Origin of the sequence: uncultured Anaerovibrio sp., assembly GCF_947302755.1 — a bacterium.
Lineage (GTDB): Bacteria > Bacillota > Negativicutes > Selenomonadales > Selenomonadaceae > Anaerovibrio.
This window is the reverse complement of record NZ_CAMYWM010000113.1, coordinates 1-8543: the sequence shown is the minus strand read 5'-3', so window position 1 is coordinate 8543 and position 8543 is coordinate 1. Positions and strand designations below refer to the sequence as shown.

The window sequence follows — 8543 nt, the reverse complement described above, 5'->3', positions numbered from 1 at the left end:
AATATAAAAAAAAAATTTGAACCAAAAAAGATACCATTACCATAAGGTTTTAAAATTTAGCCCCCTGTATAGGGGGTTATTTATTTCCCCTTCATGGCATCTTTTGTTGCCTTATTTTCCAGTTCTATCTCACTATTAATATTTTCGACCCATATATAAAATTCACCGATAGGCATATTTAAGAAAAAGTCTATCGGTGAATTTGTATATTTGGACATTCTTAAGGCAGATATACGGATTTTGTTTATCTGCCCGCACTGGCTAAAAAATTAGCAGCTTTATTGGTCACTGCAATAAAATCAGGTGCGCTAAGACCAGCAATATCATCATAACGCAGCTTTGTCGCAGCAGCTGCCACAAAAGCCTGGAATACAGTAGACAACAATGGAATGGTTAATCCTGGATCTTCCTTTCGTGCCTGTTTCTCACATCTGAGAAGAACATAACCAGTTATTTTATCAAAATTGAAAACAATTTCTGTATTGCCATTAGGCAGTGGCTTTTTCAGATGGATTACATCCTTTTCATCCACTACCTCCGGTACCAGCGCCACATCAGCAACCAAATCCGCATCCGGTTTCGTTTTTACCTCATTCTCTGCTGCCATTTTTTTATACCTCCATTACATTCCGATGTTCTTGCGAATCTGCTCCAGCAGATCCACGCCGTTAATTACGCACTTATAGCCAAATTTATCAACCTCGCATACCGTCTGGCCACCGATATCAATCTTGATATAGTGGGTCTCAATGACGGTTTCGCTGTCGGTTGCCTCACCGGCCTTGATACTGCCGGGGCTGTGGCTCTTCACGCGGCCACGGAGTGCCACGCGATACTGCTCATGAACATAGGCATCGCTGCCGCTGTCGAAGTATTGCTTATCCGCATACAGCTCCAGACTGACAGTCTTGCCACCTATCAAGGTAGCAGCTGTCTTGGTAGGAAGCTGCCAAGTCAGCTTGGTTTCCATGCCATCGAAATGGCCTTCAACCGGCGCATCGATTTTACCCGCAAGGCCAATGCCTGTAACCTCAGCAGTTAAAGAGGAGAACTCTGGGAGTTCTACCTCCTTAACGCCAATCATATCGTCAGAACTGCCGCCAATATAGGCACGCATGTCATTAATAACTTCAGGAACCTTATTTACTGCCATTGTTTAAACCTCCTTATTAGCTGAACAATGTCTGGAAATTATTGACATCGTATTCCAGAATATCATCAATCTCCTGAGCTGGAACTGGTGGAGTGATGTAGCTGTGAACGCGGATAATACCATTGAGCAGGTCAGTAGTTGGATTTTCCTCTTCGAGGAATTTAACATCAGCACCCAGCAGGAAGCCACGGGAAACAAGGCCGTTAAGGCGAATCTGCTCGCTGTCAACGATGGTCTTGACCAGTCTGGGAGTAAGAGGCTGGTCTACCTTCTGCCAGTAGGTCAGAATAAAGGTCTGATACTGCCAGTCAAACATACGACGAACACAGATGAAGCTATCCTTTACATCCGTGATGGAAGGATACGCGCCGGTATAATTGCCCCAGAGCTTCCAGCCGCCGGAAAAATTAAGGCCTGTAATAACGCCCTGGCTGTTTAAAAGATTAGCCTGCGGCAAGGACAGATTAACCTCGGTACCGTCCTTCAGACAAAGGCCAGTGGCCTGCAGACTCTGGTTGGATGGAGACTGATATGGCACATCATCGTTTGCAGCATCTGTTACTCCGATAATACCCATAACATGCGTAGACATGTGGAATACCATATCGCCCATGCGAACACATGGCCAGCATACGCACTGATTAGTGCCAGTGTAGTTGTTATTGTTCTTCCATGCGTTAACATCAGCATATTTGGTTACCTGAGCGGTATCAATATCAGTAAGGCAGATGCAACGGAAAAGCTCGCTGATATTCAGACACTTGGCCTTCATAACAGCTGCTACAGTCGGATTTTCACTCCAGCCCGGAGCTGCCACGATGCCCGGTACCATGGAGAACATAGTATAAATCTGATCAATGAGCTCCAATCCGGTAGCGTTGCCGCTGCTATCCACACCGCCGATAACGTTATTGGCCGTTACAGCTGTAGGATCTACCTTGTCATAGGTCAGTACAATGCTGGTATTTTCAGCAAGAGCACCGTCAGGAAGCACGGTAATAATCAGCTTGCCATCATCATCATAAGCAGCAGTATAATCAGTATTCAACACCGCATCAGCAGAAGCCTCAGAGGATGCCTTGACCTTTAAGGTACTGAGGATAACTGGTTCATTGATGGTGACAGTTTTATCAGCAGCCAAATCCTTCTCTGCACCGCTTACACCAGCCTTATGGATGGCAGGGTTCAGAACATTAACAAAGATAATAGGCTTAACAGCATACAGCTTGAATTCACTGTACATTGCCTCGCAAAGGGTGTAATTGTCCCAATCGGCACTATAGCCCAAAGCGGCCACTGCCTCCGCCCAGGAGTAGCAGATAACCGGCTTGTTGACATAAGCCGCCGGATTGTCAGTCAGATGTACCGGAGCTGTGCCAAATACCACCGGAAGGCCTGCTGTAGTCTGTACCGGTGCAATAATCGAAGTAGGGACCTCACTGGCCTTTACACCATGAAAAAAACCCATTATTTATTCTCTCCTTTCAGTTTCTCAACAGCTTTCTGATAAAAGCTGTTGAGTGCGGTTCCTTTTTTGCCTACTGCCTGCCTTGCCTCGTTCAGCTTATCAGGCGTAACAAAAAGTTGCTTAAATACATCATCATTTGCAAATTCTGCCGGAATGCCATCCGCAAAGATAGCATAGGTGGACAGAATGGAATTTCTTGCCCCCGGCCCTACATAAATCACAGGTGTTTTATCCTTGATTTCAGCGGACTGAGGCACAGCTTTCTTATTTTTTGCTTTTGCCACATCAGCACCCCCATTCTCCAGCCAGTGACTTAGCATTACTATTATTTTTCGGCTGTGGCAGATAAACATCAAACTCGATATACCCCAACCATAAAGGGAAAGGCTGTTCATCGGTAATGGTTGATTTCATCCCATCGGCAATCAGAAATCTGTTGTCAATAGGGTTACTGTCAAGGAGCTTCATCCGTATAAACTCCATCAGATGGAATAAAGTATCCCCGGAATAACTCTTGTCCTTATCTATTACCGCTATGTAGATTACTATGCCAACAGTTGATTGCGCCTTATCATCAATCACATGATCCGGCCTTACCGCAATGGCGGGGCACATCTGTCTTAACTCGGCTGCCACATTTTGTTTTGGCAAAAAGCCAGGGTAAATATTGACGATTTTTTCATCATATTCCTTACAAGCCTCTTTCAGAAAGGTTGCAATGCCCCTGGCACAATCCAAAGGAGTCATACGTTTAACCTCCTTGTTATTTCATGTATGAGCCTTCGTTCAAACATATCCGCCCCGGCCTCTTCCATTTTTGACAAGACATCAGGATTGCCAAACAGCTGCGGTACAGATGGACCATACAAATCATGGAATGGCAGGCGGCTGGTTGAATCTCTGGCCACAAAGCGGTTATTTAACATGAATGAGCGGGGAATCAGCGCCTTTTTATTGCGTTTGATTGCGACAAAGATGCCTTTTCCCCTAACAGTTGCACTAAATGATTTAACCGGCTCACTGCCACCACGAATATTAATTACTGCACCATCAGCCATTTTGCTGATTTGTGCCTTGCCTTTCAGTGCTCCAGATTTAGCAGTATACACCTTTCGTATTTCCTTGTTGCCCACTTTTCGGGCATGGGTGGCGGCTCTGCCAGCTGCTGTAGCTATAATTCGGTTGATGTTTTTATCAGCCAAAGAATTAAGTGCCCGAATTAACCTCTCTTCACCAGTCAATTCAGCAATAATAGCCATAATATCACCACCTAACCATGATTAATATTTAGGGTTATCTTGAGCATGCCCATCTGATTTACGCAGGAATCAACAACACATGTTTCACCATCAAGGGTCATTATCTCATCCGTTACCGGAAGCTCCTGCATATCTTCCCTTGGGACATATATAATGACCTGCTGTGTGTGTACAGCCTCAAAGCCCCTATACTGCAAGCCCTTTAAAAGATTATCCTGCTCTGTGGGAGACTGAACAACACAACGAACATTGACGCCATTCAATTCGTGCTCGGATCCGAATTCGTCAAGGTTAAGAAATACACTGGCAAAATCCTTCCTTAGCTGCTCATGAAACGCACTCATATTATCACGCTTTCCCTTTGCGCTTTCTCTTGCTCACCGTTGCTTCCGGCTCCAATGCCGGCAGCTCTGCCACCGTCTCCGCTTTCTCTTCATCGATGTCACCCTGTTCTGCTTCTACCATTTCCGGCTCCACACCTTCATCAAGAACAGTTATATCAGCAGGGGCCGACATATCGCCAGCCCCCTTGACTGCTATACCCTGCTTTAATAGGCGCATTGCCTGTTCATCGGGAATATCCACGGTCTCACCTGTGCTGAACAGTTCACCCTTGTAGCTTACATATCCCTTAATTACTTTGATAATCATAGCAGCCGCCCCCATTCTCAGGACTTGGCCTTAATATAAGCCCAATCGTCAGTGAATTCTGGAGCCAGCAGGAAACGGCTATACACCGTGAGGCTCATTATATTGCCGGTCTTGCTTGCGGCATACCTAGGAACGTACAGGCCAGAATAAGTCTCAAAGCCATCCTCCTCGTCATTGACGAGATTAACAGCACCATGGAGCTGACGGCCTCGGCCCGGTATACCAATAATAACATCATTGGCCCCCAGGAACGGCTTAACAGAGCCATCATCAGCGGTGTAGGTCTCCATGTAGCTGTATACCTCAAGGTTAAGGCTCTGAATGATGCCAATACGCATAACCTGAGGCGATACAATGCGCGGCTGAATGCTCATAATCGACAGGTTGCTGTTGTTTGGTACAGCCAGCCACTTCATGATCTCATTGTTATTCATCATGTAGCTTGCGATATTCTTACCTACCATCATGACAGTAGGTACTACGCCCGCACTTTCCTGAATCATCTCAGAAGCGGCCTTAATATCACTGTAGATAGTTGCTCCGGCCTGGTCCCATTCGGTGATTGGAGTGATGGTCTGGTTCCAGTCAAAGGAAATTGTAGCCTGCTTTTCAGTCACACCATCATCAGCATAGCCCTTGATAGTGTAGGAACCGGTGGTAAGTATTTCGGAAGCCATCTGATTTTTACGGTTCAAAATCATGGCCTGAAGCTCCCGCAGGTCAGTGGCCTGAATTTCCGCAGCCCGCTGGGCGGCAGTCTTGGTGCTGTAGATGGTTTCGCCAAAGCCACGCTGCTCAATATCCGCAGCGGTTATTGTGCGACGAGGTGCAACCATCGGAGGCTCATAGATATCCACATTGGAGCCCTCGCGGGATACGTTGATACCCTTTACCTCGCCATCAATAACGAATGGAGCCAGGCGACGGCCGCCCTTTCTGTACTCTACAGCAATCTTGGATGTTACGGCAGGGGTTGGAACGATAGGGAAGAAGGTATCCACCAGTGTGGTGGCAGGTGCCTTGATGCGTTCCATTGCCTGCATAAGAGAAATAGTATCTTTCATGTCAATAGCCATTATTTTTATCCTCCTTTTTCTTACTTCAAGCTGGACAGAATGATATTAACATCACGCAGCTCTGCCTCATGCCCACTAACAGTATCATCAGTAACTGCAACCAGCTTCTCGCGGTTGAAATAGCCGGAAGTATATACCGTCGCTACCTTGTCAGCAGTGGAAGCATCTACAGCCTCCTTGGCCACATATACGGCTACTCCTGCCGGCGTATCGTCCCCGGCTGCGGGGGTAGGGATAACCTTGCCGCTGTCACTATCAATACTTAACAGCTGGCCACGTACCACGGTGGAACCAGACTTAATCGTCACATTTTTAGTCATTACAGGGATTTCAGGACCTGCAAACAGTTCATCATAAGCTACACCTGTAACCTTTTCTAAACTAGCCATTGTTTTAATCCTCCTTCTTATTCGCCGTTGGCAATATTCACAATTTCATCAATAGCCGCCTGCTTTTCGTCGGCAGTCGGTACACTGGCTGTTACACCAGCCGCCCCGGATTCCATATTGTCCTGGATGATATTGGACATGGCCTGAACCGCAGCATCGTTTACTGCCTCATTCTCACGGGCCTTCTTTACTGCGTCCACATACCCCTTGATATCATCAGCAGCCTGGCCGGTATCCTTGGCAACATTGATAATGGCGTCAGTGACACTATCGCCGGTAAGCATAGCCTCCAGATTGATAATTCTCTCTCTTTCAGCTTTTACTGCATTTTCAATTGCAGTATTGTCCTGTTCGGGCTCGATCTTCTCCCCGATGCCCAGCTTGTCAGCAATTTTCTGAATCAAGCCTAATGTTTCTTTGTTTTCCATGGTGTTTTTTTCCTCCTTCTTTGGCTTCTGGAAGCTCTCAAATATAGCACGGGCCTTCTCCCCGTGCTTAAACTTGCTCAAATCGCAGGCTATGGAATTCATGATAAGCATATTGCCGTTTATGCGGTTTTCAACATGCTCATTGGTCACAGAGTCAGCAAAGCCATACCTTACAGCCTCATCTGCTGTAAGCCAGGTTTCTGCATCCATCATGTCCTTCAGCTCGTTCTCCGTCACCTTGCCCTGGGTACGGCTCAGATATACGCTGATAATCGTATCCCGGACAATGTCGAGATTGTCCGCCGTCTTTCTCATTTCATCAGCATTTCCCACGGCCCAGGTCAAAGGATTATGAATCATAAACAGGGCATTTTCCGGCATTATGACGGTATCTCCTGCACATGTGATGATTGTTGCTGCGCTGGCAGCCAGCCCGTCAACCTGAGCTGTTACACGCCCCTTATAATCCTTAAGCTGGTTATAAATAGCCTGCGCTGCAAACACATCACCGCCGGGACTGTTGATTCTGAGCTTCAAATCACAGCCGTTTAAGGCTGCCAAATCCTCAGCAAATGCCTTGGCGGTCACATCATCGTCAAACCATTTCTCATGAGTGATTTCTCCATATAGGAACATTTCGGCGGGTTCGTTCTCCTCCGCCTTGTTCATCACCTTCCAAAACCTTGGAGTCGTCATCGTTGTCATTGTCTTTCCCATTCTCTTCACCTCCCTCCGTGGTAAATGCTGTAGCTGATTGGTCAAGCCCCAGGCTTTCCCGCAGTTCTCTCTCATAAGCAAGCTGTTGGAGATTATCTTCAAAATCACTGCCCGTCATTTCCGCTGCTTCCCGCTCACCGGTACTCAGTCCGCTATCCACCCTCAATATGGAACCCTTGATATCCTTTACAGGGTCAAGGATGCTCATGGTAGGGCCGTACCACTCAGCATTGCACCACGCCTTTCTTATTCGTGGATCATCAAAAAAGCCTGGACAATCAATCCGCCCATTGGCCACAGCCTCAGCCAGCCATACTTCATATACCGGCTGGCAGAAATCACGGGCAAACCATATACGCCGTTGCTTGTACTCGTCCCAGGCCTGCAATAACGCTGCCCTGGATGCACTGTAGGAGCTGGTGAAATTCTTCATTAGCACTTCATAGGGCTGACCCAATGCCGCCCCAATCTGCTTTATCAGCTCCTGGGTAAATATGCCAAAGGTACTCTGGGCATTGCTGGCGTCCATGGCCTTGACATCTACCCCCATAGGCAGGGCATTTAATGTGCCGGGGCCCAAAGCATACTCGCCCACATCCACAACCGGAGCCCCCGGATCCATTTCAATTCCCTGCCCCAGCATGGAATTGAGATCAAGCCCTGAGGCTGCACTACTGGTAAAGAACAAAGCGAAGAATGATTTTACAATGGCACTGGCCAGCTCTGCCGTAGTATATCGGCTGGTCTGCTTGAGCGTCTCCAAGACAGGAGCCAGGTATGGAACGCCCCTATATTGGTCAGCCCTTACATCATGGCAAATTTGCAGAATGTTTGGCACGCCTGACCGGCTCCCATACGCTTCCACCCGTTGCCATTCCACTGTTCCGGTAATATCTATGTGGTCATATGGAACCTTGTTTGATACCCAATAAGCGGCAATGGCCCCATCCTTATCCACCTCCACACCGCTTATTATTCTATGGCCACTGATAGGAGCAAACATCTCCACGTTATTTACCGTGGTAAAGCCGCTGTTAATTGGATTTGATACCCTTGTGGCCTCCAAAAGCTGAATTCTCAGGGTATATGGATTGTTCGGATTGGCCTTCTTGCGACGAAAGAGGGCAAAGGCATCCCCATCGGTCATATATGACAGATAGGCGATGTGCTGCAAATCATAGAAATTGTTACGGCGGTAAAGGTCGCATTCCTTGGACTCTGCCCACAATTCAAATTCTGCCCTGGTCTTTTTTATCCATTCACGGGACTCCTTTACCGTCAGCCCCAGCTCCGAAAATTTCGGCCGTGGAAACAAGGTTAATCCCGTGCCAATAGCGTGGGTAGCACTGGTATTTATTGCCGCCGCCCCCACAGGTGTATTGATAGCTTCATCTGCTGCCCT

At 47.3% G+C, this 8543-nt stretch carries 12 protein-coding genes; all 12 read right to left on the bottom strand.

Annotated elements, in window-relative coordinates:
* Window positions 1-244: 244 nt before the first annotated feature.
* Window positions 245-607: a hypothetical protein gene (locus Q0Y54_RS10150; RefSeq protein WP_297967238.1), complete on the bottom strand. Its 363-nt coding sequence runs from the start codon at window positions 605-607 to the stop codon at window positions 245-247.
* 15 nt (window positions 608-622) lie between these two features.
* The gene (locus tag Q0Y54_RS10145; RefSeq protein WP_297967235.1) at window positions 623-1153 is read right to left on the bottom strand and encodes a phage major tail tube protein; all 531 of its coding nucleotides are present in this window, start codon (window positions 1151-1153) and stop codon (window positions 623-625) included.
* A 16-nt stretch (window positions 1154-1169) separates the two neighbouring features.
* Window positions 1170-2621: a phage tail sheath family protein gene (locus Q0Y54_RS10140; RefSeq protein WP_297967232.1), complete on the bottom strand. Its 1452-nt coding sequence runs from the start codon at window positions 2619-2621 to the stop codon at window positions 1170-1172.
* On the bottom strand, window positions 2621-2905 hold the full coding sequence (locus Q0Y54_RS10135; RefSeq protein WP_297967229.1) for a hypothetical protein: 285 nt from the start codon (window positions 2903-2905) through the stop codon (window positions 2621-2623). The genes Q0Y54_RS10140 and Q0Y54_RS10135 overlap by 1 nt, the downstream gene beginning before the upstream one ends.
* 1 nt (window position 2906) lies before the next feature.
* The gene (locus tag Q0Y54_RS10130) at window positions 2907-3368 is read right to left on the bottom strand and encodes a hypothetical protein (protein WP_297967226.1); all 462 of its coding nucleotides are present in this window, start codon (window positions 3366-3368) and stop codon (window positions 2907-2909) included.
* Window positions 3365-3880 (bottom strand): hypothetical protein, encoded by a 516-nt coding sequence (locus Q0Y54_RS10125; RefSeq protein WP_297967223.1) that lies wholly within the window; start codon window positions 3878-3880, stop codon window positions 3365-3367. Before Q0Y54_RS10125 ends, Q0Y54_RS10130 begins: the two co-directional genes overlap by 4 nt.
* Before the next feature lie 11 nt (window positions 3881-3891).
* On the bottom strand, window positions 3892-4224 hold the full coding sequence (locus tag Q0Y54_RS10120; protein ID WP_297967220.1) for a hypothetical protein: 333 nt from the start codon (window positions 4222-4224) through the stop codon (window positions 3892-3894).
* A 4-nt stretch (window positions 4225-4228) separates the two neighbouring features.
* Window positions 4229-4531, bottom strand: a complete 303-nt coding sequence (locus tag Q0Y54_RS10115) for a hypothetical protein (RefSeq protein WP_297967217.1) — start codon at window positions 4529-4531, stop codon at window positions 4229-4231.
* Between the two features lie 17 nt (window positions 4532-4548).
* Complete coding sequence (locus tag Q0Y54_RS10110; RefSeq protein WP_297967215.1) at window positions 4549-5607, bottom strand: major capsid protein; 1059 nt, start codon at window positions 5605-5607, stop codon at window positions 4549-4551.
* Window positions 5608-5627: 20 nt separating this feature from the next.
* Window positions 5628-5996, bottom strand: a complete 369-nt coding sequence (locus Q0Y54_RS10105; RefSeq protein ID WP_297967212.1) for a head decoration protein — start codon at window positions 5994-5996, stop codon at window positions 5628-5630.
* Window positions 5997-6013: 17 nt separating this feature from the next.
* Window positions 6014-7141, bottom strand: a complete 1128-nt coding sequence (locus Q0Y54_RS10100) for a head maturation protease, ClpP-related (protein ID WP_297967208.1) — start codon at window positions 7139-7141, stop codon at window positions 6014-6016.
* The coding region (locus Q0Y54_RS10095) for a phage portal protein (RefSeq protein ID WP_297967206.1) at window positions 7032-8543 on the bottom strand (1512 nt) is incomplete at its 5' end. The genes Q0Y54_RS10100 and Q0Y54_RS10095, both read right to left, overlap by 110 nt.

Bases quoted from the DNA above. Each gene is read 5' to 3' on its own strand.
- Q0Y54_RS10120 (WP_297967220.1), bottom strand. From the start codon at position 4,224: ATGAGTGCGTTTCATGAGCAGCTAAGGAAGGATTTTGCCAGTGTATTT.
- Q0Y54_RS10130 (WP_297967226.1), bottom strand. From the start codon at position 3,368: ATGACTCCTTTGGATTGTGCCAGGGGCATTGCAACCTTTCTGAAAGAG.
- Q0Y54_RS10100 (WP_297967208.1), bottom strand. From the start codon at position 7,141: ATGGGAAAGACAATGACAACGATGACGACTCCAAGGTTTTGGAAGGTG.
- Q0Y54_RS10140 (WP_297967232.1), bottom strand. From the start codon at position 2,621: ATGGGTTTTTTTCATGGTGTAAAGGCCAGTGAGGTCCCTACTTCGATT.
- Q0Y54_RS10125 (WP_297967223.1), bottom strand. From the start codon at position 3,880: ATGGCTATTATTGCTGAATTGACTGGTGAAGAGAGGTTAATTCGGGCA.
- Q0Y54_RS10145 (WP_297967235.1), bottom strand. From the start codon at position 1,153: ATGGCAGTAAATAAGGTTCCTGAAGTTATTAATGACATGCGTGCCTAT.
- Q0Y54_RS10115 (WP_297967217.1), bottom strand. From the start codon at position 4,531: ATGATTATCAAAGTAATTAAGGGATATGTAAGCTACAAGGGTGAACTG.
- Q0Y54_RS10110 (WP_297967215.1), bottom strand. From the start codon at position 5,607: ATGGCTATTGACATGAAAGATACTATTTCTCTTATGCAGGCAATGGAA.
- Q0Y54_RS10105 (WP_297967212.1), bottom strand. From the start codon at position 5,996: ATGGCTAGTTTAGAAAAGGTTACAGGTGTAGCTTATGATGAACTGTTT.
- Q0Y54_RS10150 (WP_297967238.1), bottom strand. From the start codon at position 607: ATGGCAGCAGAGAATGAGGTAAAAACGAAACCGGATGCGGATTTGGTT.